Annotated in this window: 28 protein-coding genes; 17 read left to right on the top strand and 11 right to left on the bottom strand. The window is 64.1% G+C overall.

Going from position 1 to position 26,653, the window contains the following annotated elements; all coding sequences use genetic code 11:
• Positions 1-204: 204 nt before the first annotated feature.
• The 4 genes from XM53_RS03110 (at position 205) to XM53_RS03095 (ending at position 2,514) form a co-directional block, all read left to right on the top strand.
• On the top strand, positions 205-996 hold the full coding sequence (locus tag XM53_RS03110; protein ID WP_057790123.1) for a thymidylate synthase: 792 nt from the start codon (positions 205-207) through the stop codon (positions 994-996).
• Entirely contained in the window at positions 996-1,484 is a 489-nt protein-coding gene (locus XM53_RS03105) for a dihydrofolate reductase (RefSeq protein WP_057790121.1), read from the top strand. Before XM53_RS03110 ends, XM53_RS03105 begins: the two co-directional genes overlap by 1 nt.
• A gap of 277 nt (positions 1,485-1,761) precedes the next feature.
• Positions 1,762-2,040: a hypothetical protein gene (locus XM53_RS03100; protein ID WP_236544401.1), complete on the top strand. Its 279-nt coding sequence runs from the start codon at positions 1,762-1,764 to the stop codon at positions 2,038-2,040.
• A gap of 177 nt (positions 2,041-2,217) precedes the next feature.
• Complete coding sequence (locus XM53_RS03095) at positions 2,218-2,514, top strand: hypothetical protein (RefSeq protein WP_057790119.1); 297 nt, start codon at positions 2,218-2,220, stop codon at positions 2,512-2,514.
• Between the two features lie 32 nt (positions 2,515-2,546).
• Here the strand turns inward: XM53_RS03095 and XM53_RS03090 are convergent, their stop codons facing one another.
• Positions 2,547-2,753, bottom strand: a complete 207-nt coding sequence (locus XM53_RS03090; RefSeq protein WP_057790118.1) for a cold-shock protein — start codon at positions 2,751-2,753, stop codon at positions 2,547-2,549.
• 212 nt (positions 2,754-2,965) lie between these two features.
• Here XM53_RS03090 and XM53_RS03085 point away from each other — a divergent pair, with 212 nt between their 5' ends.
• The gene (locus XM53_RS03085) at positions 2,966-3,277 is read left to right on the top strand and encodes an arsenate reductase family protein (RefSeq protein WP_057790116.1); all 312 of its coding nucleotides are present in this window, start codon (positions 2,966-2,968) and stop codon (positions 3,275-3,277) included.
• Between the two features lie 18 nt (positions 3,278-3,295).
• A complete protein-coding gene (locus XM53_RS03080; protein ID WP_057790114.1) occupies positions 3,296-3,664 on the top strand; it encodes a hypothetical protein in 369 nt (122 codons plus the stop codon).
• A 110-nt stretch (positions 3,665-3,774) separates the two neighbouring features.
• Here XM53_RS03080 and thrS read toward each other — a convergent pair whose 3' ends face one another.
• Positions 3,775-5,754: a threonine--tRNA ligase gene (gene thrS, locus XM53_RS03075; protein ID WP_057790112.1), complete on the bottom strand. Its 1,980-nt coding sequence runs from the start codon at positions 5,752-5,754 to the stop codon at positions 3,775-3,777.
• Positions 5,755-6,085: 331 nt separating this feature from the next.
• Here thrS and XM53_RS03070 point away from each other — a divergent pair, with 331 nt between their 5' ends.
• The 5 genes from XM53_RS03070 to XM53_RS03050 all read left to right on the top strand — a co-directional run bounded on the left by XM53_RS03070 (position 6,086) and on the right by XM53_RS03050 (position 9,564).
• Positions 6,086-6,271, top strand: coding sequence for a hypothetical protein (locus XM53_RS03070; protein ID WP_057790338.1), 186 nt, complete (start codon positions 6,086-6,088; stop codon positions 6,269-6,271).
• 24 nt (positions 6,272-6,295) lie between these two features.
• Positions 6,296-7,531: an MFS transporter gene (locus XM53_RS03065; RefSeq protein ID WP_057790110.1), complete on the top strand. Its 1,236-nt coding sequence runs from the start codon at positions 6,296-6,298 to the stop codon at positions 7,529-7,531.
• A 165-nt stretch (positions 7,532-7,696) separates the two neighbouring features.
• Positions 7,697-7,876: a hypothetical protein gene (locus XM53_RS03060; RefSeq protein ID WP_057790109.1), complete on the top strand. Its 180-nt coding sequence runs from the start codon at positions 7,697-7,699 to the stop codon at positions 7,874-7,876.
• A gap of 72 nt (positions 7,877-7,948) precedes the next feature.
• Positions 7,949-8,701, top strand: coding sequence for an alpha/beta fold hydrolase (locus tag XM53_RS03055; RefSeq protein ID WP_057790107.1), 753 nt, complete (start codon positions 7,949-7,951; stop codon positions 8,699-8,701).
• A 134-nt stretch (positions 8,702-8,835) separates the two neighbouring features.
• Positions 8,836-9,564 (top strand): alpha/beta fold hydrolase, encoded by a 729-nt coding sequence (locus XM53_RS03050; protein WP_057790105.1) that lies wholly within the window; start codon positions 8,836-8,838, stop codon positions 9,562-9,564.
• A 335-nt stretch (positions 9,565-9,899) separates the two neighbouring features.
• Here XM53_RS03050 and phaZ read toward each other — a convergent pair whose 3' ends face one another.
• A complete protein-coding gene (phaZ, locus tag XM53_RS03045) occupies positions 9,900-11,198 on the bottom strand; it encodes a polyhydroxyalkanoate depolymerase (protein ID WP_057790102.1) in 1,299 nt (432 codons plus the stop codon).
• A gap of 159 nt (positions 11,199-11,357) precedes the next feature.
• Here phaZ and XM53_RS03040 point away from each other — a divergent pair, with 159 nt between their 5' ends.
• From XM53_RS03040 to XM53_RS03020, 5 genes are all read left to right on the top strand, one after another.
• Positions 11,358-13,166, top strand: a complete 1,809-nt coding sequence (locus XM53_RS03040) for a PHA/PHB synthase family protein (protein ID WP_057790100.1) — start codon at positions 11,358-11,360, stop codon at positions 13,164-13,166.
• Between the two features lie 160 nt (positions 13,167-13,326).
• On the top strand, positions 13,327-13,785 hold the full coding sequence (locus XM53_RS03035) for a phasin family protein (RefSeq protein WP_057790098.1): 459 nt from the start codon (positions 13,327-13,329) through the stop codon (positions 13,783-13,785).
• Positions 13,786-14,260: 475 nt separating this feature from the next.
• Positions 14,261-15,040, top strand: a complete 780-nt coding sequence (locus XM53_RS03030; protein ID WP_082630696.1) for a L,D-transpeptidase — start codon at positions 14,261-14,263, stop codon at positions 15,038-15,040.
• Between the two features lie 225 nt (positions 15,041-15,265).
• Positions 15,266-15,844, top strand: a complete 579-nt coding sequence (gene phaR, locus XM53_RS03025; RefSeq protein WP_057790094.1) for a polyhydroxyalkanoate synthesis repressor PhaR — start codon at positions 15,266-15,268, stop codon at positions 15,842-15,844.
• A 9-nt stretch (positions 15,845-15,853) separates the two neighbouring features.
• Positions 15,854-16,819, top strand: coding sequence for a LysR family transcriptional regulator (locus XM53_RS03020; RefSeq protein WP_057790092.1), 966 nt, complete (start codon positions 15,854-15,856; stop codon positions 16,817-16,819).
• Here XM53_RS03020 and XM53_RS03015 read toward each other — a convergent pair.
• Both XM53_RS03015 and XM53_RS03010 read right to left on the bottom strand, forming a co-directional pair.
• A complete protein-coding gene (locus XM53_RS03015) occupies positions 16,816-18,051 on the bottom strand; it encodes a DegT/DnrJ/EryC1/StrS family aminotransferase (RefSeq protein ID WP_057790089.1) in 1,236 nt (411 codons plus the stop codon). The genes XM53_RS03020 and XM53_RS03015 overlap by 4 nt on opposite strands.
• Positions 18,052-18,240: 189 nt before the next feature.
• On the bottom strand, positions 18,241-19,128 hold the full coding sequence (locus XM53_RS03010; protein ID WP_057790087.1) for a LysR substrate-binding domain-containing protein: 888 nt from the start codon (positions 19,126-19,128) through the stop codon (positions 18,241-18,243).
• A gap of 110 nt (positions 19,129-19,238) precedes the next feature.
• Here XM53_RS03010 and XM53_RS22940 point away from each other — a divergent pair, with 110 nt between their 5' ends.
• Complete coding sequence (locus tag XM53_RS22940) at positions 19,239-19,520, top strand: hypothetical protein (protein WP_144435429.1); 282 nt, start codon at positions 19,239-19,241, stop codon at positions 19,518-19,520.
• 6 nt (positions 19,521-19,526) lie between these two features.
• On the opposite strand, the gene XM53_RS03000 is transcribed toward XM53_RS22940, so the two are convergent.
• From XM53_RS03000 to XM53_RS02975, 6 genes are all read right to left on the bottom strand, one after another.
• Positions 19,527-20,831: an NAD(P)/FAD-dependent oxidoreductase gene (locus XM53_RS03000; RefSeq protein ID WP_057790082.1), complete on the bottom strand. Its 1,305-nt coding sequence runs from the start codon at positions 20,829-20,831 to the stop codon at positions 19,527-19,529.
• A complete protein-coding gene (locus XM53_RS02995) occupies positions 20,828-21,976 on the bottom strand; it encodes a hypothetical protein (protein ID WP_236544400.1) in 1,149 nt (382 codons plus the stop codon). Before XM53_RS02995 ends, XM53_RS03000 begins: the two co-directional genes overlap by 4 nt.
• Positions 21,969-23,330, bottom strand: coding sequence for a glutamine synthetase family protein (locus tag XM53_RS02990; RefSeq protein WP_057790078.1), 1,362 nt, complete (start codon positions 23,328-23,330; stop codon positions 21,969-21,971). Before XM53_RS02990 ends, XM53_RS02995 begins: the two co-directional genes overlap by 8 nt.
• 1 nt (position 23,331) lies before the next feature.
• Positions 23,332-24,009, bottom strand: a complete 678-nt coding sequence (locus XM53_RS02985; RefSeq protein WP_057790076.1) for a type 1 glutamine amidotransferase — start codon at positions 24,007-24,009, stop codon at positions 23,332-23,334.
• A 204-nt stretch (positions 24,010-24,213) separates the two neighbouring features.
• Entirely contained in the window at positions 24,214-25,530 is a 1,317-nt protein-coding gene (locus XM53_RS02980) for a glutamine synthetase family protein (protein ID WP_057790074.1), read from the bottom strand.
• Between the two features lie 89 nt (positions 25,531-25,619).
• Complete coding sequence (locus tag XM53_RS02975) at positions 25,620-26,513, bottom strand: fructose bisphosphate aldolase (protein WP_057790072.1); 894 nt, start codon at positions 26,511-26,513, stop codon at positions 25,620-25,622.
• Between the last annotated feature and the right edge of the window lie 140 nt (positions 26,514-26,653).

Below are 26,653 nucleotides of genomic sequence, written 5' to 3'. Positions count from 1 at the left end.
TTTTCTTTGTTTTGCCCAAGAGTCAGGGGTCTAGCGGGCAAAGTCAAAGTTTTTCTCGCAGGCTGAAGACGGAAAATCAGGGGGTGTGGCCTTGCAACCGCCACCCGATCTGGAGGATTGTTTGCGCCGCCCCGCAAGATATAGTGGAGTGCGACTCGCACTAGTTGTCCACGCCCCGCGAATGCCCAAAGGCGGAAAGACCCGATGAAGCAATATCACGACGCATTGGCCCATGTGATGGCGCATGGCGTGCCCTCGACCGACCGCACCGGCACCGGCACGATCTCGGCCTTCGGGCTGCAATCGCGCTATGCCATGGCCGACGGCTTTCCGCTGGTGACCACCAAGAAACTGCACCTGCGCTCGATCATCCACGAGCTTCTGTGGTTCCTCTCGGGCGAGACCAACATCTCCTACCTCAAGGAAAAGGGCGTTTCCATCTGGGATGAATGGGCCGATGAGAATGGCGATCTGGGCCCCGTCTACGGCCACCAGTGGCGCCACTGGCCGGGGCCGGTGGGCGAGATCGACCAGATCGAAACCCTGATGAAGATGATCCGCGACACGCCCGACAGCCGCCGCCTGATCGTTTCGGCCTGGAACCCCGGCGACGTGCCCGACATGGCGCTGCCGCCCTGCCACACGCTCTGGCAGGTGCGCATCGCGGGGGGCAAGCTGCACCTGCAACTCTATCAGCGGTCGGCCGACATGTTCCTCGGCGTGCCGTTCAACATCGCCTCCTACGCGCTCTTGCTGCACATGCTGGCGCATGTCACGGGTTATGAGCCCGGCGATTTCGTCCACAGCTTCGGCGACGCGCATATCTATTCCAACCACGTGGATCAGGTGAAACTGCAACTTTCCCGCACGCCCAAGCCGCTGCCCAAGCTGACGATCACCCGGGATGTCAAATCGATCTTCGACTTCCGGTACGAGGATTTCGAGATCACGGGCTATGACCCCGACCCGCATATTCCCGCGCCGGTGGCGGTCTGATGATCTCGCTGGTGGTGGCGACCGACCGCAACCGCGCCATCGGGCGGCAGGGGGGCATCCCGTGGCACATCCCCGCCGACCTCAAGTTCTTTTCGCGCGAGACCACCGGCACGGCCTGCATCATGGGCCGCCGCACGTGGGAAAGCCTGCCCGCGAAATTCCGGCCCCTGCCGAACCGGCTCAATCTGGTCGTGTCCTCCGGCAGCCCCGAAGGCGCCGAGCACGTCCACCGCTCAGTAGACAGCGCCATCGCCGCCGCGCATGATACCGGCTACGCCCATATCTGCGGCATCGGCGGGGCCGGGATCTATGACGCCCTTCTGCCCCGCGCCGACCGCCTGGTGATCACCGAGGTGGATCTGGCCGTCGAGGATGCCGATACGTGGTTTCCGGAGTATGAAGCAGCGGAGTGGGTCGAGACGACTCGCTTCGTGCTTCAGGACGAAGACCCGCGGTGCGAGGTCGTCGAACTCTTGCGCAAACGCTGATCGACCATCCCGCCCGGCTCTGCCGGGCCGCGCCCGACCTCCCCCCGGAGGGCGCGATGGCGATGTCCTTCGCCATATGCTCGGCGTGCGGTCCTGACGGCGGCACACTGACCTTTACGACCAAAGCGCCCTCCAGGTCGGGCGCGTCCCGGCAGTGCCTTTGTCCATGCAACTGCACCAGTCGTTTCCACATTAGAAATTGACACACCCCAACCTTCGCGTACCATATCTGGTATCCGTGGGACGTGCTGAAAAATTCATAACGAACGAGGACATTATGCGCATTCTCAAACCCATTCTGGTTGCCCTGGCCGCGACCGTCACTGCCGGGCCGGCGCTCGCTGATGGCAAGCTTTATCCCTATCATTCCAAGGAAAACTACTGCCCCGGCGGCCTGCAACCGGTGTCGCTTGGCGGCATGATCTCCTGCGGCACCCCGAACCAGTCGCAAAGCTATCGCCAGGTCATGCAGCACCCCGCGCCGGCGAAAAAGCACCATGTCTACAAGTCACGCCGGTCGCATAACTGCGCCGAAGGCCAAAAGGGCTGCTTCTGAGCCGCGGCTGACGGAAAACGGATTTCACCCAGAGGGCGGGCCGCAAGGCGCGCCCTTTTTCATGGCGCAAAGCCCGTCGGCTTCCCGGTGCGAGTATAGCCTCCGTATATACGAGGGCTATACGCACTGTCATCGATCTGTTACATTCGGGGTCCAGGCACGAACAGGAGCAGCCCCATGTTGAGGCACATCACCGGCCTTGCGCTGATCGCGCTCGGCGCGACGCCCGCGACGGCGACCAGCCCGATCGCCGACATTCTCTGCGAACCCAGCCATACCCTGACGCAAAAGCTGTCGCGCCAATTCGGCGAAACACGCTTTGCGCGCGGCACCCAAGGTCCGGATCAGGTGATGGAGGTATGGACGGATGATCGCGGCGGCTGGACGCTCGTGGTGACATATGCCACCGGCACGTCCTGCATCGTCGCGATGGGGGAAAACTGGGATAAGGTTCAGGCCGAGAACCCGGCCTGAAATCTGCTGCGTCGCGCGGGCCTGCGGCGGGGTCAGACCGCCTTGAGATTGACCGCCATGGGCCGTCCGTCACGGCCTTCCTGAAGCTCGTATTCGACTTTCTGATTATCGGCCAGACCGGTCATGCCGGATTGCTCCACCTGGCTGATATGCACAAAGACGTCCTTGCCGCCTTCTTCCGGGGCGATGAAACCATAGCCCTTCGTCGTATTGAACCATTTAACGGTGCCTGTCGGCATTCCGCTTCTCCTTCTTGCCGTTGTCTTCCCCGGATATGCCGGGCCATGTCGCCAAGGGGGGCCTGCGCTCCCGCTGGTCGGCTCAAAGGCCGCGGGATGCAGATCCAAGACCACATGAAAGAAGATTGGGCGCATCACGTAAAAAGCAAGTGAAACACGCGACACGGATGCTTAGGTAGGGAAGACGTGATGAAAACATGAGCGGAGCGGAGATGATCCTTTACGGGCTGAAAAATTGCGACACCTGCCGCAAGGCGCTGAAATCCTTGCCGAATGCCCAGTTTCGCGATGTCCGCGCCGATGGCGTGCCCGCCGACGTCCTCGCCAAGGCGCATGGACAATTCGGCGCAGCCCTGCTCAACACCCGCTCCACCACCTGGCGCGGCCTCGACGCGGCGGAACGGGTCAAGGACCCGCTCGAATTGCTTGCCGCACATCCCACGCTGATGAAGCGCCCGCTGATCGACAATGGCGGCACGCTCTACCTTGGCTGGGGCAAGGACGTGCAGGCGGCGCTGACGTAACGCAGACAGGAGACGACCATGCGCAACGCGGCACTTGTACTGGGCATCATCGGCGGCTGCCTCGCCCTGATCGTGGGCTTCTTCACCTTCGGCTATACCGAATTCATCCGCGAGTACGGCGAGGTGGAGGGGCTGGCCACCGCGCTCGACCGCGAAGGTCTGGTGCGCACCGCCAGCTTCGTCTCGCCGCTGCTGGCGATTGCGGGCGCGGCCATGTCCAAGGCGCGGGCGCTCTGGGGCGGCATCCTGATGCTGATCTCGGCCGGGCTGATGGCCTACACCTTCGGCATTGGGCCCTTCACGCTTTTCCCCGTCGGTTTCGTCGGGCTGGCCGGCCTGCTGGCCATCGCCGCCGGCAAACCCGACGAGCCCAAGGCGCATTTCTAGATCTCGGCCGACACAAGCGCACCCCGCCCCGGCCCCCGAGCCGGGGCCTCGCGCGGAAGGGCAAGAGGCCCCGGGTCAAGCCCGGGGCGTGCGGTTCCTTGCAATAGGCGTCAGGCGAGATCGGGCGGAGTCGCGTCCTTGGCCAGCGCGGCCGTCACCTCCTCGAGGCTCTGCACGCTGGTCTGTTTCTCGCCCAGGCGGCGCACCGACACGGTCTTTTCCTCGACCTCGCGCATCCCCACGGCCAGGATCACCGGCACCTTGCCCACCGAATGCTCGCGGACCTTGTAGTTGATCTTTTCATTGCGCAGGTCCGCCTCGGCCCGCACGCCCGCCGCCTTCAGCTGGTCTACGACCTCCAGCACATAGTCATTGGCCTCGGACACGATGGAGGCCACGACCACCTGCCGCGGGGCCAGCCAGAAGGGCAGCTTGCCTTCCCAGTTCTCGACCAGGATGCCGACGAAGCGCTCGAACGAGCCAAGGCAGGCGCGGTGCAGCATGAAGGGCCGGTGCTTTTCGCCATCCGCGCCGATATAGGTCGCATCCAGCCGCTCGGGCAGGTTGGGGTCCACCTGGAACGTGCCGCATTGCCAGACCCGGCCGATCGCGTCGGTCAGGTAGAAATCCAGCTTGGGGCCATAGAACGCGCCATCCCCCGGCTCCAGCGTGTACTCACGCCCCACCGCCTTGATCGCGTTCTCCAGCGCGCCTTCGACGTAATCCCAGGACTCGTCGCTGCCCACGCGCTTTTCGGGGCGCGTGGCGAACTTGATCTCGAACTCGGGGAACCCAAGCTCGCGGTAGATATCCGCCGTGAAGTCGATGAACCGCGCACATTCCTCCTGGATCTGCTCTTCGGTGCAGAAGATATGCGCGTCGTCCTGGGTGAACCCGCGCACCCGCATGATCCCGTGCAGCGCGCCCGAGGGCTCGAACCGGGCGCAGGATCCGAACTCGGCCAGCCGCAGGGGCAGATCGCGGTAGGATTTCAGACCCTGGTTGAACACCTGCACGTGACAGGGGCAGTTCATCGGCTTTAACGCGTTGATCCGCGTCTGGTCCTTGTTCTTGACGCTGGCATCGTCATCTTCGCCGTCGCGGGACTCGTCCACCTCCACGATGAACATGTGATGCTGGTACTTGTCCCAGTGGCCGGATTTCTCCCACAGCTTGCGGTCCACGACCTGCGGCGTGTTGATTTCGCGGTATCCGCCCGCGCGTTGCTTGCGGCGCATGTAATCCTGCAGCTGGGTATAGATCGTCCAGCCGTTGGGGTGCCAAAACACCTGGCCGGGCGCTTCCTCCTGCATGTGAAACAGGCTCATCTCGCGGCCCAGCTTGCGGTGGTCCCGCTTCTCGGCCTCTTCCAGGAAATTCAGATAGGCCTTCAGCTTTTCCTTGGACGTGAACGCCACGCCATAGATCCGCTGCAACATCTGGCGGCTGGAATCGCCGCGCCAATAGGCGCCCGCGATGGACATCAGTTTGAACGCATCCGCCGGCACTTGCCCTGTGTGCTGCAAATGCGGACCCCGGCACAGGTCCTGCCAGTCACCGTGCCAGTACATCCGCAACGGCTCGTCGCCCGGAATGGCGTCGATCAGCTCCACCTTGTAGGGCTCGTTATTGTCCTTGTAGTGCTGCACCGCCCGGTCCCGCTCCCACACCTCGGTGCGGACCGGATCGCGCAGGTTGATGATCTCGCGCATCTTCTTCTCGATCGCGCCCAGATCCTCGGGCGTAAACGGCTCGGCCCGGTCGAAATCGTAATACCAACCATTCTCGATCACCGGCCCGATGGTGACCTTGGTCTCGGGCCAGATCTCCTGCACCGCGCGGGCCATGATGTGGGCAAGGTCGTGGCGCACCAGCTCGTTGGCGGCGTCCTCGTCCTTCATCGTGTTGATGGCGATCTGCGCGTCACTCTCGATGGGCCAGGCCAGGTCCCAGTGCTTGCCGTCCACATGGGCCGAAATCGCCTTCTTGGCCAGCGAGTTGGAAATGTCGGCGGCCACCTCGGCCGGGGTGATCCCAGCGTCGTATTGCCGCGCATTGCCGTCGGGAAGGGTAAGGGAGATCTGAGCCATGTCTGGCCTCCTCGTCAGTTTGGCGCCCACGGAACGCCCGGTTGCGGGTTATGGTCTTGACCGGGGTTGTGGCGCGGGCCGTGGCCCAAGTCAAGCGCGGCCTGTCCGCGGCGGGCTTTGCTTTCGCCAGGTCGGCCATCCAGACGCGGATTCGGTGTGCAAAAGTATGCGAATCCGCCGCGCCGCGTCGCAGCGCGACGATTTGCAACCCATTAATAAAGCGAGAAAAATTCTACTTTACGATATGCGAAGAACTCCTATATAACGAGTGCGAAACGTGCATTCAGTTTTGCTTATCGCACGCGACGGCAACGTTAAGGAGCAGATGATCATGGCCCGCTACAACGACAAATTCGAACTCTCCGTCGAAGACATGGAGCTGATCGAGAACGCGCTGCACAGCTCGAAATCGAACCAGCCCGAGCCGGTGACCCGCCGCATCCACGACCTTCTGGGTCGCCTGCACAATCAAAAAGTTTTTTACCGTCCCAAGTCCGCGCCCTATGTCGGAGGCTAACCAGCCTCAACGACATGGTGCGCAGTGCAAGCCGCATTCGAACGACTGACAGGACAGGAAAGTGACAAGGCCGAGGCCCGCAACGGGCTTCGGCATATCTTTTCCCTAAGCCTCACAAAAATCGCAGACGGTCTCATCGACCCCAAGCTGGTGCTCAGCTGGCTTCTGGGCGTTCTGGGCGCGCCGGGCAGCTTTGTCGCCCTTCTTGTGCCCCTGCGCGAGGCCGGGGCGCTTCTGCCGCAAGTGCTGTTGGCGCCGTGGCTGGAACGGCGCAAGCAACGGCGCTGGATGTGGGTCGCAGGCAGCGCGGGGCAGGGGGCCATGGCCGCCGGCATCGCCACCTCGGCCATTTTCCTGCAAGGCTGGGCCGCGGGCCTCGCCATTTGCGTCTTGCTGGCCACGCTCGCGCTTTTCCGCGCGGCCTGCTCGGTCTCCTACAAGGATATCCTGGGCAAGACCGTGGGCCAGACCAAGCGCGGCGCGGTCACAGGCATGGCAGGCTCGGTCGCGTCCATCGCGGTGCTGGTCTTTGCCGGGCTGATGCTTTCGGGCCTCATCCAGACCAAAGCCGCCGTGATCGCCGCCATCGCATTGGCGGCCTGCCTCTGGATCGCCGCCGCCTTCATCTTCTCGATCCTCGATGAGGACGACAGCACCCCGCAACAGGACACCGGCCTGCACCGGTTCCGCGACGTGATCCGCGAAGACGCCAACCTGCGCCGCTTCATCCTCGTGCGTGGCCTGCTGACCGCCACCGCGCTGGCGCCGCCGTTCCTGGCCGTGATGACCACCCAAGACGACGACAACAACCTGCGCACGCTGGGCGCGCTGCTGGTGGCGTCCTCGGCGGCGGGGTTCGTCAGTTCCTACGCTTGGGGCTGGCTGGCCGACCGCTCCAGCCGCCTGATGCTGCTCGCGGCAGGACTTCTGGGGGCGCTGGCCATGGCGGCGGGCGTCCTGGCGAACATCGCGGGATTGGCCCAGACAACGGCCATCATCCCCGGCGTGCTCTTCGTGTTGATGGTCGCCTATCACGGCGTCCGTCAGGCGCGCTCCACCTACCTTGTCGACATCTCGCCCGAGGATCGGCGCACGGTGAATTCCGCCGTCGCCAATCTGGCCATCGGGATCATCCTGCTTTTGGCCGGCGCCTTTGGCGGCGCGCTCAGCTGGGTCGGTCCCAATGCCGCCCTCATCGGGTTCGCGGCCATGTCGGCGCTTGGCGGGCTGGCCGCTCTGGGGCTGCGCGATGTCGCCTGACCACCCAGATCTGTATGCAGTTGCACTGCTCTGTATTCGCCCGTATGCGAATGTTCACTGTAACATATTGTGACAAAAAGAGAATTTTCATTTTCAGATGGGATGCTAACTTTGTTGGACGGCCCGATGGGTCGCAGACGCGGACAAAGAAGAACGGTACATTAAATGGCACGTCTCGATACCAGCTCCGACACCTCCGACGACGCGGGGGATGCGGATGATCCCGACCAGGCGGCGGGAACCACCTATCTCGGCTTCCCGGCAAGCGCCGTCCCCGACAAGCCGGGGCAGGAGCGGGAATACACGCTCGACCGGATCGAGCGCACCATCGGCTCCATTCTCTGACACGGCCCAAGCGGCTTGAAACGCCGCCCTTAGGGTGACAGGTTCCCGTCAAACCTCGAAAGGGAACCTGAGATGTCAGAGACAGAGACGCTTACTTCGCCCCAAGGGCGACGTCTGGCCTATCACAAGACCGACGGCGACGGGCCGGGCGTGGTCTTTCTCGGCGGCTTCAAATCCGACATGGACGGCACCAAGGCGCTGTATCTCGAAGACTGGGCCAAGCGTACCGGCCGCGCCTATCTCCGTTTCGACTATTCCGGGCATGGACAAAGCAGCGAAGCCTTCACCGACGGCTGCATCGGCGACTGGGCGGCGGACGCCCAGGCCGTGATCGAGGCGTTGACCGACGGCCCGCAAATCCTGGTCGGCTCGTCCATGGGCGGCTGGATTTCCCTGCTCATGGCCCGCGCCATCCCCGACCGCATCGCCGGCATGGTCACGGTCGCCGCCGCCCCCGATTTCACCGAGGACAGCATGTGGGCCGGCTTCACCGAGGCGCAGCGCGCCGAGCTGAAGGCCAAGGGCCGCCTCGCGTTGCCCAGCGAATATGACGAGCCCTACATCATCACCCACCGCCTGATCGAGGACGGCCGCGACAACCTCGTCCTGCGCTCGGACCTGAAACTGCCGTTCCCGGTGCGCTTCCTGCAAGGCACGGCGGATGCGGACGTCGACATGTCCGTCGCCCTGCGTCTGCTGGACCACGCCAAGGGCAAGGATATGCGTCTTACGCTCGTGGAAGGCGCCGATCACCGCTTCTCCGATCCAGATTGCCTCGCGCTTATCGAGCGGTCCATCGACGACGTGCTGGAGCGGCTTGCCTGAGCGCCGACATCGCCCCGACCGGATCGGCGGATTGCCGTAGACTGCGCAACTTTTCTTGGTTTTCCCGAACGGCTGTGGCAGAATCACGCGCATAATACAGCGCAAAGCGCGCGGGCAGGTTAAGGACAACAGCGATGAAAGACCCCTTGGTGTTTCTGCCGGGCATGATGTGTGACGCACGCGTCTTCGGCCCCCAGATGACGGCGCTCAGCCCCGACCTGCCTGTCACCGTCGCCCCCATTTCCCACGGCGACCGGATCGAGGAAATCGCCTCGGGCCTGCTCGATCACCTGCCGCGCCGCTTCGCGCTGGCGGGGTTGTCGATGGGCGGGATCGTGGCTTTGGAAATCACGCGCCGCGCCCCCGACCGGGTGACGCGGCTTTGCCTGATGGACACCAACTCGATGGCCGAAACGCCGCAATCGGCGGCCAATTACGAACCCATCGTGACCAAGCTGCGCGCGGGCTTCATCGACCAGGCCGTGGCGGCGCTCCTGCGCCCCGAGCACCTGGCGCCCAACGCCGAACGCACCTCGATCCTGCACATGGTCACCAAGATGGCCGAAAACCTCGGCCCCGAGGCCATCACCCGGCAGGTCCGCGCCCTGCAACGCCGCCGCGACTACCAGGCGACGCTGCGCAAGATCGCCGTACCGACACTGGTGATGTGCGGCGTGCATGACACCCTGACCCCGGTGAAGCGGCATGAGTTCATGGCCGGTCTCATCCCCAATGCCGAGCTTGCGCTGGTGCAGGACGCAGGTCACCTGCCGACGCTCGAATCCCCCGAGGCTGTGACCGCCGCGCTGCGCGTCTGGCTGAAACAGCCGCTGGTGCTGCACCGGCGGGTCGAGGCGGGGTAGGGCGGGCCAAGCCGGCAATTCAGCCAGTCTTCCTCGGACTTGACAGGATCTTTTTGAGCACGAGATCCCGGATCAGGTCCGGGATGGCTTTTGTTTGACTTGGCCGCGCAACTGCCAGACCGCGGGATGGCGAACCGCCCGGCGTTCAAGGCACTTTATGGTAGCCATATCCGCAAAATCTCGGTGTGAGGCACTTACGTCGCCCAATCGCCAGCCCGGGGGGCGGTCTGGCGATCGCGCGGCGGCGCGGCCTTGCCGCGCCTTTGTTCCGCGCGTGGACAAAGACTGGGTTGATCCCGGACTTGATCCGGGATCTCTCCGCCCAAGTGCTCCGTTCACTCCGCCGCGATCTTGGCCTTCTTCTTGCTCTTGCGCGGTTTCGTGCGGCTGCGTTCTGCCGGGTCCTCGGAATTGGCGTCGATGAAATCCAGCACCAGGGGCCGGATGTTGTTGCGCCACGACCGGCCCGCGAAGATGCCGTAATGGCCCGCCTCGGGTTCCAGGTGGCTGGCCTTCATGCTGTCCGGCAAGCCGGTCAGAAGGTCCAGCGCCGCCACGCATTGCCCGGGGGCCGAGATATCGTCCTTGCCGCCTTCGACGGTTTTCACCGCGACCTTGCTGATCGCGCCGATATCCACCTTGTGACCATCGACCACAAAGGCGTTCTTGGCGATCTCACCCGCCTTGAAGATCCGCTCGACCGTCGAAAGGTAGAATTCCGCCGGCATGTCCATCACCGCCAGGTATTCGTCGTAAAACTTGTTGTGCGGGTCGCGGTCGCTGGCCTCGCCCTGCGCCACGCGGCTGATCTGGTTCAGGAAGGCCTGACTGTGCCGCTCGGCGTTCATCGACATGAACGACGCCAGTTGCAGCAGGCCGGGATAGACCTTGCGCCCCACGCCGGGATATTTGAACCCGACACGCTGGATCATCGTGCCTTCCAGCTGGCCCATCGTGACGCTGTGGCCGAAATCCGTCACCTCGGTCGGCGTCGCGTCCGGGTCGATCGGCCCGCCGATCAGCGTCAGCGAGCGCGGCTGCGCCTCGGGGTCCTGCTCGGCCAGATAGGCGGTCGCGGCCAGCGTCAGCGGCGCGGGCTGGCACACGGCAATGACGTGCAGGTCATTCCCGAGGTGCCGCATGAATTCCACCAGGTAGAGCGTGTAATCCTCGACATCGAACTTGCCTTCGCTGACCGGGATGTCGCGGGCATTGTGCCAGTCGGTGACATAGACCTCGCAGTCGGGCAGCAGCGATTTCACGGTCGAGCGCAAGAGCGTCGCATAGTGCCCCGACATCGGCGCCACCAGCAGAACGCGGCGGTCCATCTCGTCGCGCCCCTGCACGTTGAAGTGGATAAGATCGCCAAACGGCTTTTCCACCACCGTCTCGATGCTGATCAGGTGGTCGCGCCCGTCCTCGCCGGTGATCGATTCGATCCCCCAGTCGGGCTTGGCGACCATCCGTTGGAACGTGCGCTCGGTCACCTCGCCCCAGGCGGCCAGCCATTGAAACGCGGGGTTTGGGGTCAGCGCGAAGATGGGGTAAGATGCCATGGAATAGGCCGTCGCACCCAGCCACTGGTTGGTGTTGCGAATGGTTTCCATCAAGTCGTAGGTGGCCATGTAACGCATTACTTACTCCTTCGGCCGGACCGGCCGAGTTGGTTCCATTCGTCGCAGTCCCGCAAACCCATGGGATCTGTATACGCGAAGCGACGTTAACACATGCATACCAGACGCAGGCCCACCGCGCCATGCTGCATGGCAGAAAGAGTAGAGGATTTCGTGGAAATGGCAACGCCCGACACCGCTGACGAAAAAAATCTCGAGCGGATGAACGAAAATCTCGAAAAGGTCGAAGCCTTGTCACAAAGGCTTGTGCAGGCGCTCAGCCACCGCGACCCGCCCATGCCCGAACTGAACGGTCCGGGACAGGATCTTTATGCACGTGCAGCAGCGTCATATTGGCAGGCGCTGATGGAGAATCCCGGAAAGATCTACGAACAGCAGTTGGAATACTGGGGCAAGTCCGTGCGCCACTTCATGGAGGCGCAGCAATCGCTGCTTCAGGGACACCCGCCCCCCGACGCTGGCGAGGACGATCCCGACCCGCTGGAGGGCGACAAGCGTTTCACGAATCCCCTGTGGCGGACGCACCCCTATTTCCGGCTGGTGAAACAGCAATACGCGCTCAACCGCCAGGCCGTGGAAAAGGCCGTGGCCGAGGCTGACGACCTCGACCCCAAGGATCGCAAGCGCCTGACCTACTTCGCCAACCAGATCGTCGACATGATGAGTCCGACGAATTTCCTTGGCACCAACCCCGACGCGCTTGAACGCGCGATCGAGACCGAGGGCGAAAGCCTGGTGAAGGGGCTGGAGAACCTGGTGTCGGATCTCGAGGCCAACAATGGCGAGATGGTCGTGCGCCTGTGCGACGAGGAGGCGTTCAAGCTGGGCGAGAACGTCGCCGTCACCGAGGGCGAAGTGGTCTATCGCAACCGCCTGATGGAGCTGATCCAGTACAGCCCCACCACCGCGCAGGTCCACAAGACCCCCGTGGTGATCTTCCCGCCCTGGATCAACAAGTACTACATTCTCGACCTGAAAAAGGAAAACAGCCTGATCAAGTGGATCACCGATCAGGGCTACACGCTCTTCGTGGTCTCCTGGGTCAACCCCGACGCCAGCTATTCCGACGTGCTGATCGACGACTACATCGAGGAAGGCTTCTTGACCGCCATCCGCGAGGCCAAGGCGATCACCGGCGAGAAACAGGTCAACGCGGTGGGCTATTGCATCGCCGGCACAACGCTGCACCTGACGCTGGCGCTGATGGCCAAGCGCGGCGACACGTCCGTCAAGTCCGCCACCTTCTTCACCGCACTCACCGATTTTGGCGAGCAGGGCGAGTTCGTGCCCTTCCTCCAGGACGACTTCGTCGACGGCATCGAACGCGAGGTCGAGGAGCAGGGCATCCTGCGCTCTTTCATCATGGGGCGCACCATGTCGTTCCTGCGCTCGAACGACCTGATCTACAAGCCCGCGATCCGCAGCTACATGATGGGCGAGACACCGCCCGCCTTCGACCTGCTTTACTGGAACGGCGACGGTGCCAACCTGCCGGGCGCCATGACCAAGCAGTACCTGCGCGACCTGTGCCAGGCCAACGCCTTCGTCACCGACGGCATGACCGTCTGCGGGGAAAAGGTGCGTATCAGCGACGTGACCGTGCCGATCATGGCCGTCACCTGCCAAAGCGATCACATCGCCGCCTGGCGCGACTGCTATCGCGGGTTCCTTCAGACGGGATCGAAAGACCGCAGCTTCATCGTGTCCGAGTCCGGCCACATCGCCGGCATCGTCAATCCGCCGTCCAAAAAGAAGTACGGCTATTACATGAACAAGGACCTGCCCCCCACGCCCGATGAGTGGCTGGAAGGGGCGACAGAGCGTGAAGGCTCGTGGTGGCCGATGTGGGAGTCCTGGCTGCGCAAGCGCTCGGGCACCAAGGTCAAGGCCCGCACACCGGGCGATTCCGAGCATCCCAGCCTTGGTCCGGCGCCCGGAACCTATGTGTTGCGCAAGGCAAGTGCCTGACGCGAAACACTTTTCCAGATCGTGTGAAAGTTTTGCTGCAGTGCAGCAAAAGGGGTTGCAATGCTGCGTTGCAGCGTCTATATATGCTGCAGATGCAAACAGCGGGCCAACCGCTTGCAAAACGAACACGACTGAAACCGAACACATAGGAGCCGTACCCATGGCAAAAGCACAAGCACAAGACTTCAACGCAATGATGAAAGACATGATGGGCGCATTCCCCGTCGACACCAAAGCGATGGAAGAAGCGTTCAAGAACCAGGCCGCGCTGAGCGAGAAAATGTCGGGCGTCGCGCTCGAAGCCGCAACCAAATCGGCCGAGCTGTCGGGCAAGTGGACCCAGGAAACCCTGACCAAACTGCAAGACGTGACCAAGGCGAAATCCGAGCCGGCAGACTATGCCAAAGCCATGACCGACTTCGCGTCGGCCAACGCTGAATCGGCCGCCGAGCACATGGCCGCCTTCGCCGAGATCGCGAAGAAAGTCCAGATGGACACGGTCGAGCTGATGATGGCTGCTGGAAAAGACCTGCAGGAAGACGCCTCCAAGGCCGTCAAGAAAGCGACCGACGACATGACCGCCGCGGCCAAGAAAGCCTCGACCACCGCTGCCAAGTAAGCGGAGCCGGTCACCGGTTTAAAGAGTACGGGCCATCTTCCTCCCTTATTGGCCCGGAACATCGAAGGGCGAGCCTCACCGGCTCGCCCTTTTTTATATGACGGAGGCGATCGCCAGCCCATGGGAGGGGCTGACGATGGCCGGGCCGCTTCGCGGCTGTTAACCGGCCAGGGCGCAACACCGATGTCTTACAAGGGACTCGATCTTAAAATTCGGTGCGCGCAGCCGGACACAATAGACGTTGGATCTACGAGCCCCGGGGCAGCCCTGCGATGGCGCTAAAAGCAATAGATCACACTTGTCCTTGAACGCTTCTAAGCGAACATTCGCCGCCGCACTTCCAGATGGCCGCATTTCGCCGCCCGCCACCACGCACCTGTGACCCCACGATCACACACCCCGGACCAAGTGATTGCCATCAGGTCGCAGTCCCATAAGGTGGCCGACGAACCACAACGACTCATCGGACCGAACCATGCCCTTTGCCGCAGCAAGAAATCTCGTTCTCCTGGCGTGCAGCGTTCTTCTCGCTGCCTGTGCGGGGCCGATGCCCTCGGACATGCCCGGCGGGGCGACCTATCCCGAGTACCGCGAGATGCAGGAAGGGTACATCACCATCGACGCCATCGACCCGCAATACCTGCGCGAGCCGAACCGCCGCACCTCCGTGACCTATACCGGCGACGAGGCCCCCGGCACCATCGTCGTCGATCCCTACGCCAAGTTCCTCTACTTCGTGCAAGGCCCCGAAAGCGCCATCCGCTACCCCGTCGCCGTCGGGCGTGAAGGGCGCGGCTTCAGTGGGCGCGCCAAGATCGGGCGCAAGGCGGAATGGCCGGGCTGGACGCCCACGGCCAACATGATCCGCTCCGACCCCGACGCCTATGCGCCCTTCGCCAAGGGCATCCCCGGCGGCAAGGCCAGCCCACTGGGCGCCCGCGCGCTCTACCTCTATCGCGGCGGTCGCGACACCTATTACCGTATCCACGGCACGAACGACCCGGCGACCATCGGCAACCAGGGCAGCGCCGGATGCATCCGGCTCTTCAACCAGGACATCATCGACCTTCACGCACGCGTGGATGTCGGCGCTCCGGTCGTGGTGCGCAGCTACGAGGAGTCCGTGGCGGCGGAAGGTGTCGAGACGGCCAACCGGGGCGGCGAAATGGTTCCGAAACCCGTCGATCCCGAAAGCGTCTATGCCTATGTCGCCGAAGAACAGCGGCGCAAGGCAGAGTACGAAGCCAGCCAATAAGCGCCGGGGTATCGGCGCTGCGCCAGAATTGGTAAGCGTCTGACGCGCGCCCGGTCCTGTTCAACGGACAATACGCGATCCCGCCGGCCTGAGCTGCGCACGGTCTGATAGCCGGGCCTCCGTCCCATGGAGGTCCGGCCACGCGCCACACAACTACCGCCCTTTCATTTTGTTCTGCACTGGCATAGGCTTTGCTGCAGTGCACGCATTCCGGGGAGGACACACGTGGCCGAAGACGAAAAACCGCTTCTGATCAAACGGTACGCCAGCCGCCGGCTGTACAACACCGAGACCTCGGATTACGTCACGCTCGAGGATATCTCCGAGTTCATCCGCGGCGGCCGCGAGGTGCAGATCATCGACCTGAAATCGGGCGACGACCTCACCCGGCAATACCTGCTTCAGATCATCGCCGAACACGAAAGCCGGGGCGAGAACGTGCTGCCGATCAACGTTTTGACCGACCTCGTGCGCAGCTACACCACCCAGGCCACCTCGATGGTGCCCGACTTCCTCGCCGCCAGTTTCGAGATGCTGCAACAGGGCCAGTCCCAGATGATGGAGAACATGGCCAAGGCGAACCCGCTGGCCAAGTCCTTCAACCAGATGCCCGGAATGGACACGATTCGCGCCCAGCAAGAGGCGTTCCTCAAGGCCATGACCGGCGGCGGCGTGCCCGGCATGACCGGCAAGACCCCGGACGAGGACGCGCCGTCCAAGGGGGCGGCCGGTGACGAGGGGCTCGACGACATCAAGAAGCAACTGGCCGACCTGCAGGACAAGCTGTCCAAGCTCAGCAAGTAAGGCGCGCGCATGGTCGACAGCCCCGGCCGCATCACCCTGTGGGGGATCGAGGTGTTCATGGCCGCGGCCGACGAGCGCTCGATTTCCGCCGCGGCCAAGCGGCTCGGCGCCAGCCCCTCGGCGGTCAGCCAGCAGCTGACCAATCTCGAAGGCGCGGTGGGCGCCACGCTCCTGCAACGCAACGCCCGCCCCATCCGCCTGACGCCCGCGGGCGAGATCCTGAAACGCCGCGCCCAGGTCATCCTGAACGAGGCCGCCCAGGCCCGCGCGGAACTGGCGATGTCCGACATGTCGATGCTGACCCGCTTCCGCCTTGGTATGATCGAGGATTTCGAGGCCGACGTCACGCCGCAGCTGCTGACCCATGTGGCGGGCGAGCTCAAGACCAGCCAGTTCCTGCTGGAAACCGGCGCCAGCCACTACCTCTACGACCTCCTGGAAAGCCGCACGCTCGACATGATCGTCGCTGCCGAACTCAACGCCGGCGACGACTGGGCCGAGGTTCATCCGCTCTTGCGCGAGGGGTTCGTCGTCGCGGCCCCCAAGGCCCGGATCAAACCGGACGGCGACGTGCTGCGACAGCTGAAACGCCTGCCGCTCATCCAGTACACCCAACGGCATTACATGGGCCGGCTGCTATCGGCGCATCTCGCCCGGCAGAAGCTCAGCCTGCCACACCGGTTCGAGCTCGACAGCTACCACGCCATCCTGGCGCTGGTGGGGCAGGGGACCGGCTGGACCATCCTGCCCCCCTTGGCGCTGATGCGCGCCCGCCGCTTTGCCGACCAGATCGACGTCATGCCGCTCCCGTTCGAGCCGCTGACCCGCACCATCAGCCTGACCGCGCGCAAGGACATCCTTCAGGACCTGCCGGCGCAGCTGGCCGAAACCCTGCGCCCGATCCTGCGCGACACGATCATTGCCCCGGCTTCGGCCGAGCATCCCTTCCTGAAAGATCAGCTGGAGCTGCTCTAGGTGCCGTATACGCGCTCGGGCTCGATCGGACCCGCCGCGACCTCCGCCGCGGCGATCAGCGCATCGGCCACGAAATCGAGGTCTTGGCGCGTCAGCCGCGCAGGCAGTCGCACGTCACAGGCCCGCATCAGCATTGCCCGCGTCCGCGGCAGCTCGGGCGTCGGCCCCGGCAGAAACTGCCAGTTCCAGAAGGCGCGCGCATTGTCAGCCGACATGCCGAACACCTGCACCTTAACGCCGCGCTCGGCGGCGGCGGCGGAAAAGGCGCGCACCTCGGCATCGCTCATGTTCACAAGGTTGAACTGGATCGAATCCGGCGCCCGCTCCTCAGACTCCAGCTTGTCGGGCACCTGCATCCAGGGTGACCCGTTCAGGCGCCCGGCCACGTAATCGTGGTTGTCACGCCCGTCACGCACCCGCCGCGCCACCTCGGGCAGCTGCGGGCGGATGATCGCCGCGCTCAGGTTGCCCATGCGCAGGTTGTAGAGCGGCAGACGGTTCTGCCAGTCGGCAAAGGCCGCCGCCAGCAGCGGGTCGTCCCCCGCCATGTGTTTGGCCCAGTTATGCTCGTATGCCCCCGACATGATCACCGCCCGCGCCACCAGGTCCGCGTCATCGGTGACAAGGATCCCGCCTTCGCCCGCATTCACCAGCTTGTAGGACTGGAAACTGAAACAGCCCACGCGGCCCAGAGTGCCGATCTTGCGCCCGCCCCAGATCGTGCCCAGGCTGTGCGCCGCGTCCTCGATCACCGGGATGCCGCGCACGTCGCACAGCCCCATGATCGCATCCATGTCCGAGGTATGGCCCCGCATGTGGCTGACGATCACCGCGTCGATCCGCTCGTCCAACTTGGCCTCGAAATCGGCCATGTCGATCCGGTAATTCTCGCCCACCTCGCACAGCACCGGCACGCAATCGGCATGAATGACCGACGACGGCACCGCGGCAAAGGTGAACCCCGGGATCAGCACCCGCGCATCCCGCGGCAGCCCCAGCGCCTTCAGCGACAGGAACAGCGCCGCCGAACAGGACGACACCGCCAGCGCATAGCGCGTGCCCATCACCGCCGCGAATTCCCGCTCCAGCAGGCTGACCGGCGCATCCTCGGGTGCGGTATACCGGAACAGGTCGCCCGATTGCAGCATCCGGTCGATCTCGGCCCGGGCCGCCTCGGGGATGGGTTCGGCGTCATAGACATTGGGGGCGGGGGACGTGGCGGCCTGGGTCATTTTCGGATTTCCTGTATGTCGTTTTTTGATTTTCCGAAAGTATTACACCAAATTTGTTCAACTCCAAAGCGAAGATTTCATGACGGGCAACACCACGCCCGCGCTTCCTCTGGCGATAAATATCCCAGGGGGGCGTCGAAACTCCGTTTCGACGTGGGGGACTAATCCGCCTCCGACGTCGCTGACACCTCACCGCGTCTCGGCCACCGCCCAATCGCGAAACGCCGCCACCTTCGGGTCATCCCACCTGTCGCGCGATGCAATCAGGCAGATGCCCCCCGTGGGCGAAGTGCAGACCATCTCCGGAAACAGCTTGACCAACAGGCCCGACTCCAACTCGTCGCGATTGAGCGCTAGGTCTGCCATCACCACCCCCGCACCCAACGTCGCCGCTTTGGCCGCCATGTCGAGATTGGGAAAATCGCTGCCCTGGTTGGCGTCCACGCCCCGCACGTCGAACGCCTCCAGCCACGCGCGCCAATCGGCACGGCGCGGCGTCTCGTGCAACAGCGGGAACCGGGCTAGGTCTTCGGGCCGCTCGGGCCGTCCCTTTGCGGCCAGCAATGACGGCGCGCAGGCGGGGGTGACTTCGACCGGAAACAGCGTTTCCACCTTCAGGTCGCCGGGCCGGTCCGGCCAGTGCGTGACCGAAAACCCCACGTCATACTGGTGCGCGTCGAACCCGTATGGCCCCACGAAATCCGTGGTCAGCCGCACGCCGATCTCGGGGTGCAGGGCGCGGAACCTCTCAAGCCGCGGCAGCAGCCAGCGGATCGAGGTGGCGGGCGGGCAGATGATCCGCAAATCCGATGCCTCCGCCCCGATCCGCGATGCCTCGGCCAGGATGTCGCCGAACGCCCGGGTCAGCACGGGTTGCAACCGCCGCCCGGCCTCGGTCAGTGCGACGCCCTTGCCGTGGCGGCGAAACAGCAGCGTTCCGATGTGCTCTTCCAGCAGCTTGATCTGCCGGCTGATCGCCCCGCGTGTCACGTGCAATTCCTCCGCAGCCCCGACAAAGCCTTCGTGGCGGGCGGCGGCCTCAAAGGCGCGCAGGGCATTCAGCGGGGGCAGTTTCATCGCCGCTCCATGGATCAGGTTTTCTCATCCATGGTGCCAGAAAGAATGGTTTGAACGCAAGCCGCGTCGCGCCCTATCTTCGGGGCATCATGATCCCGAAAGGCATTTCCATGGTCGATATCGCCCTGCCAACCCCGTCACGTCCATCGCTCGCGCAGCGTCTGCGCCATTGGATGCAGCCCGTGAGAAATCCTGATCCGGCCGACGGGAAGATGCTTGCCGATCTCGAACGGCTCGCCGATATCTCGCCGCACCTTCTGGCGGATCTTGGCTTCGAGGACACCCGCACCGGCCCGTCCGGAGTCGTCACCTGGCGGCGCGGGCCCCTGAGGGTCGTCCGCCACACTGGAGCAGGCGCCCGCCATCACGCCTTTCGCGTTCCGTGCGGCTGACCCGCCTCAGACCCCCAGCCGGTCGCGCGTCGCGTACCACGTCATCGCCAGCACCAGCAGGGGCGAGCGGAATGCCGTGCCCCCCGGAAAAGTCGGCGCCGGCACCCGCGCCAGCGTGTCGAAGCCCTCGGCCTCTCCGCGCACCGCATCGGCCATCAGCTTGCCCGAGAACGTGGCCATGCCCACCCCGTGTCCCGAATAGCCCGAGGCCGACAAGACATTCGGCGCCACCCGCGCCAGGTACGGCATCCGCTTCATCGTGATCGCCAGGGTCCCGCCCCAGGCATGGTCGATCTTCACGTCCCGCAGATGCGGGAAGATCTGCGTCATCGGCTTGCGCACCAGCGCCGCGATATCGTCCGGGAACCGATAACCATAGCTTTCGCCCCCGCCGAACAGCAGCCGCCTGTCATGGCTCAGGCGAAAGTAATTCACCACGAACTTCGAATCCGCCACCGCCACGTCCCGCGTCAGCACCTTGGCCGCGTCGTCCCCCAGCGGCTCTGTCGCCACCACGAAATTGTTGATCGGCATCACCTTGGCCGCAACCTGCCGGTTCAGCCCGCCGAGATATCCGTTGCAGCCCAGGATCACGTGATCCGCCGTCACCCGTCCCGCATCGGTGGCCACCACCGCCGGAGCGCCCTCGTCGATCCGGTGCACCTCGGCCCGCTCGTATATCCTAACGCCCGCGTCCCGCGCCGCCCGCGCTAGGCCGAGGGCAAAGGCCAGCGGGTGCAGATGCGCCGCCGACATGTCCAGCGACCCGCCCACGTATTTCGGCGAGGGGCAGAGCGCCTGTGCGGCGTCCCGGTCCAGCGTCTCGATCTGGTCATAGCCATAGCGACGGAACAGGAAATCGGCATAGTCATGCTCTTCGCGCACTTCCGCCTTGGAAAAGCACATATGCGCGATCCCCGGCTTCAGGTGACAGTCGATTCCGTGCTTGGCCACCAGCCCTTTCACAAGGTCCTTCGACCCTTCCGCCAACTCCCACAGCTTGGCCGCGTCGTCGCGCCCCACCATCTTTTCCAGCGTCTGCTGGTCTTGCCGCTGCCCGCTGCCCAACTGCCCGCCATTGCGCCCCGACGCGCCGAAGCCGACGCGATGCGCCTCCAGCAGCACCACGTCCAGGCCAGCTTCGGCCAGATGCAGCGCCGCCGACAGCCCGGTGAACCCAGCCCCCACCACGCAGACATCCGCGCGGGTCTCGCCGCGCAACGGCTCGAACGGCGCCAGCGGCTCGGTCGTCGCGGCATACCAGCTATCAGGGTACGTCCCCGGTTTGTCGTTGGAATAAAGCAGATTCATTGCGGCAAGATCCTGTAATAGCTCAGTAAGAAAGAGGGCGCATCGAGCCTCTCCACCCGGATGCCGTCGACCGTCGCGACATCCAACTCGATCTTGAAACACTCGGGGCAGGGATGGCCCAGATACGCCTCGGCCATCTCCGCCAGCCTTTCCGCCACAAAGGGCGGCTCGGGCGGCGCAAACTCTGGCATCGCGGCAAAGGCATCCTCGGCTTGCAGTGCCTCGACGATGCGCTCGGTCAGATCGACCGTCAGCGACGGTTCGATCACCATGATCCCGCCCAGCCCGCGCAACTCTCCATCAGTGTCGCGCAGGTACCCGTCGATCTCTTTGCCCACGACGGGCCAGCCATGCTGCGACGGGTAAAGCCGCCCGACATGCATCGGGTTCAGGCGATAGGCATCGGTTTCGGGAAAGGCATGGGTGAACCCGGCGATGAACCGCGCCTCAAGCGCCGCCTCGTCGAACGGCTCCACCGGCTGGTGCCCGCTCTCGTCCACCTCCAGCAGGATCGCGGGCAGGCTCAGCCGCACCCGTGCCGGAAAGACGATCGTTCCCGGCGCCGGCAGGTCCGGCGGCTCGATCAGCACCACGTCCGGGTCCTGCATCAGCTTGAACATCCGCGCGCGTGCGGCGTCGTGGTGGTCGAAATTCTCGGTCACCAGGTCGACCGGCTCCGACGCCTCGACCAGACCCGCCATGTCCCGCTCATGCGGCGGATCGAAAGCCTCGTTCCCGGCACAGAAAGCGCGGTAACAGCGGTACGTCTCGACGGCCTGCTTGTCTTGCAGCACCGTGACAAAGGCACCGTCCGGCGGCATTCCCGGCGGGCTCAGGAATACGACCGACAGCAACGTCCGCTTCAGCTGCGCGCCCGGATTGTCGGTGTAATAGGCTTGTCCCTGCGCCGCCTTCAGCGCGTCGGCATCCCGCACCACGCGCAGCCCGTCGCCGGTCACCTGCTCGTGCAGCAACAGCGCATAGCCCCCTTCGTCCAGCGGCAGCCCCTCCAGGAAGGCGTGCCGCTCGATCCCGGACGACACCTCGGCAGCCGGTGTCGGGGCCGGGGCAGGGCCGTCGCGCAGCAGCCACAGCCCCGCCACAGCCAAGGCCATCACACCAAGGGCAAGCCCCGCCCTAGACATTCATCAAGAGATGCTCGCGCTCCCACGGGGAAATCACCTGTAGAAACTCGGCATATTCCGTGCGCTTGACGATGGAATAGACCCGCGCGAACTCGGGGTGCAGCACGTCGTGCAGTTCGGTCGCCTCGTCGAACAGATCCAGCGCCGCGCCCAACCCGTCGGGGAAATCCGGCTCGCCCTCATAGGCGTCGCCCCGGAACTGCGGCTTGGCGCGCAGCTCGTTCCTGATCCCCAAAAGACCACAGGCCAGGCTGACCGCGATGCCAAGGTACGGGTTGCAGTCCATCCCCGCGATCCGGTTTTCCACCCGCCGCGCCTCGGGCTTGGACAGGGGCACGCGGATGCCCGTCGTCCGGTTGTCGCGCCCCCATTCCAGGTTGATGGGCGCGGCATTGTCCTTGACGTAGCGGCGATAGGAATTGACATAAGGCGCCATCACGCCGATCGCCGCCGGCATGTATTCCTGCAAGCCGCCGATGAACTGATAGAACATGTCCGTCTCGCCACCTTGCGGCCCGGAAAACGCGTTCTTGCCGGTCTCCATGTCGATGATCGAGTGATGGATATGCATCGCACTTCCCGGCTCGGCGGCGATGGGCTTGGCCATGAAGGTGGCGAAACAATCGTGCCGCAGCGCCGCCTCGCGGATCAGCCGCTTGAAATAGAACACCTCGTCGGCCAGCTTTACCGGATTGCCGTGCCGCAGGTTGATCTCCAGCTGCCCGGCGCCGCCCTCCTGCGTGATCCCGTCGATCTCGAAGCCCTGCGCCTCGGCGAAATCGTAGATGTCGTCGATCACCGGGCCGAACTCGTCCACCGCCGTCATGCTATAGGCCTGCCGCGCCGCCGCCGGACGGCCCGACCGGCCCACCATCGGCTCGATCTCCTGACGCGGGTCCAGATTCCGCGCGATCAGGAAGAACTCCATTTCCGGCGCCACCACGGGCTTCAGCCCCAGCTTTTCGTATTGCTGCACCACGCGCTTCAGCACGTTGCGCGGCGCGAAGTGTATCGGCTTGCGGTCGCGGTCATAGGCGTCGTGGATCACCTGCAACGTCCAGTCCCCGGTCCAGGGCGCCGCCGTCGCGGTGCTCATGTCCGGCGTCAGGATCATGTCTCGCTCGATGAACCCTTCGGCCCCCGCGGCCTCGCCCCAGTCCCCGGTGATGGTCTGGTAAAAGATCGAGTCGGGCAGATGGAAATAGTCCTGCCGCGCGAACTTGGTCGCCGGCACCGCCTTGCCCCGCGCGATGCCGGGCAGGTCGGCGACGATGCACTCCACCTCGTCCAGCCGCCGGTTCTCCAGATAGGCCTGCGCCGCCTCGGGCAGTCCGGTCGTCCAATCGTTGGCCATGTCAGGCCCCTTTCCTGAAATGCGCCGCCATCCGCGCGGCAAAGGCGGCGGCGTCCGTGGGCGTCTGGGCAGTGGCAGTGGCCCGGGCCAGCTGGTCGTCGGGCACCACGCCCGCGCCGCGCTGGTCGATGATGGTCTGCAACACATGCGCGGTGAATTCCGGGTGCGGCTGGATCGTCAGGATCGTGTCCCCGATCATCAGCGCCGCGTTCTCGCAGAACTCCGAACGCCCGATCACCTCGGCGCCCTCGGGCAGCTCGACCACCTGGTCCTGGTGCCAGGCGTGCATGGTCATCGGCGTGCCGTCGATCTCGTACTCGGTGCGCCCCACCGACCAGCCGCCGGGAAATTTCACCACCTTGCCGCCCAGGGCCTGCGCGATGATCTGGTGACCAAAGCACACTCCGATCAGCGGCTTGCCCGCATCGCGGATGTCGCGGATGAACGTCTCCAGCGGCTTGATCCACGGATGATCCTCGTAAGCGCCATGTTTCGATCCGGTGATCAGCCAGCCATCGGCGTCATCGGGGCTGTCGGGATAGACCTCGTCCACCACGTCATACCGCTCGAAGGTAAAGCCGTCGCGCCCTAGCAGGTCGGCGAACATCGCGTCGTAGTCGCCCGTGCTCTCGATCAGGTCGGGCAGGGCGTGTCCGGTCATCAGGATGCCGATTTTCATGTCACACCAGAAATTTGATCAAATTTACGCTAGCCGAGCCATTCGGCCCGTTCAAGGCCGTTCTAAGCCATTTCCAGCGCCCACGCCACGGGGTCTGCGCGTCCGGTATCGTAACGATTTCGGTCTGACGAAAATACCGACGCGATGCCACCCGGATACCGACGCAATACCGACGTGGGTTTGCGACGTTAATCTTCGACTCGCTCAGACCGTCTCGAGGTAGATTTTCCAGTGCTCCGCCGGGTCGATCTCGGCGAAAAGCGCCAGTTCCTGCCGCTTGGTCATCACCAGGTTCTGGATCAGCATTGGGTCGAACACACGGGCGAGGATCGGCGCGGTCTCGAACAGGTCAATCGCGCTCTCCCAGTCTTCGCACAGCTGCAAGAGGTTGAGATCATAGGCATTTCCCGTGATCGGCTCGGGCGGCTCCAACCCGTCCTCGATGCCTGTCAGCGCAGCCCCCATGACACCCGCAAAGGTCAGGTAAGGGTTGGTGTCGCCCCCCGCCACCCGGTGCTCGATCCGCCGCGCCTTGGGGCTGCCGCCCGGCACGCGAATGGCCGCCGTGCGGTTTTCATAGGCCCAGGCCACCCCCGTCGGCGCATGGGCCCCCGGCACCAGCCGGTCATAGCTGTTGGCATGGGGCGCGAACAGAAGCGTGCTTTCCCGCATGGCTGAAATACAGCCCGCAACCGCCTGTTTCAAAAGGGAGGTTCCCTCGTCCCCGCCATTATCGAAAACGTTCTTGCCGTCCTCGTCCCAGACCGAGAAATGCAGGTGCATCCCGTTGCCCGCGTCGTCGGCAAAGGGCTTGGCCATGAAGGTCGCCGCAAAACCGTGCGTGCGCGCCAGATTGCGAATGAGCCGCTTGAACAACCAGGTGTCGTCGGCGGCCCGCATCGCATCCTGGTGGTTCAGCGTGATCTCGAACTGCCCTACGCCGCTTTCGCTGGTCATGGTCTGCGCGGGGATGCCCATGGCGGCGCAGGCGTCGTAAAGCTCTGACAGGAAAGGATCAAAAAGGTCCAGCTGCGCCATAGACAGGATCTCTTCCGATCCGATCTCGCGCCCCGTTAGGGGATTCTTAACCGGGCTGAGCGTATCGTCGCTGTCATCGACCAGGGTGAATTCCAGCTCGGTCGCGGCCACCACGCGCCATCCCCGCTCGGCATAGCGCGCCAGTACGGCGTCCAGGGCATGGCGCGGGTCGCCCTCAAAGGGACGGCCATCCTCGTGATACATGGCCATGGGTACCAGCGGCTGCTCGGTTTCCAGCCAGGGCAGGGGCAGGGCACCGCGCCCGGTGGGCAGAAGGATGCCATCGGCGTCTCCGGTCTCGAACACCAGCGGGCTGTCTTCGATATCGGCCCCGAAGATATCGAGGTTGAGCGCCGAGATGGGCATCCGGATCGCGCCCTTGTCCAGCTTGGTGGCATAGTCGCCCGGCACGCGCTTGCCGCGCATACGCCCATTGAGGTCGCACGCCGCCACGCGAAAGGTCTGGTATGTCGAAAGGTCCATGAGGGATCTCTTTACCCAGAAAGACTGCCGGGGGCCAGATACATTCGACAGCCCGGATTCTTCGGGTAAAAACGTTTTATGTCAGAGCGTTAACCGGAAACGGACGCCCGGTGAATACTGTCGATCGACGCCGCGATCGTGTCGTTGAACTCCGCATCCGACTGCTGCGCCGACAACCCTTCGGTCAACGCGCGCGAGAAACTGGCGATCATGCCGGTGTTCTTCGACAGCCGGTCATTGGCCTCGTCACGGGAATACCCGCCCGAAAGCGCCACCACGCGCAGCACGCGCGGGTGATCGACCAGCGGCTTGTAATGGTTGGCCGTCTCGGGCAGCGTCAGCTTCAGCATCACTTCGCGTCCCTCGGGCAGGGTGTCTAGATGCTTGGCGATCTCGTCGCACAGGATCGTCTCGGCCTCGGCCTTGTCTTGAATCGAGATCGTGACCTCTGGCTCGATGATCGGCACAAGCCCGTGATCGAGGATGATGTTGCCGATCTCGAACTGCTGATCCACGACAGCGGCAATTCCCGATTGCGAGGCCGCGTTGATCACCGACCGCATCTTGGTGCCGAAGATGCCCGCGTCATTGGCCCGTCCCAGCAGGCTATCCAGATCGGGGATCGGCTTCATCAGCTGAACGCCGTCCGCTTCGTCCGCCAAGCCCTTGTCCACCTTCAGAAAAGGCACCACGCGACGCTCTTCCCACAGATACTGCGCCGAGGGCTTGCCGCCCATCTCGCGGTCCATGGTCATCTCGAACAGGATCGCGCCCAGCACCTTGTCGCCGGTAAAGGCCGGCGCCTGTGCGATGCGGGTTCGCATGTCGTGGACAAGGTCGAACATCTCCTCGTCCGAGCCGTAGGCGTCTTCCTCGATCCCGTAAAGCCGCAGGGCCTTTGGGGTCGATCCGCCCGACTGGTCCAGCGCCGCGATAAACCCTTGCCCCGCGCGCACCTGCTCCGTTTGTTCAGCCTTCGACATGCCATCCCTCTTGCCGGTAATTACGATTTTCCCGTGTCATACGTGAGGCCCGCGCGCCGCGCAATGCTCGGTGGCTTTAAGCTGCGCTCGGACGTATCTGCCTGCGCGGATTGCCCGCAGGATGGGCGTCAAATGGGGGG

The sequence above is a fragment of the Roseovarius atlanticus genome (genome assembly GCF_001441615.1).
In the GTDB taxonomy this organism is placed as follows: Bacteria; Pseudomonadota; Alphaproteobacteria; order Rhodobacterales; family Rhodobacteraceae; genus Roseovarius; species Roseovarius atlanticus.
This window is presented reverse-complemented; position numbering and strand designations above follow the sequence as displayed.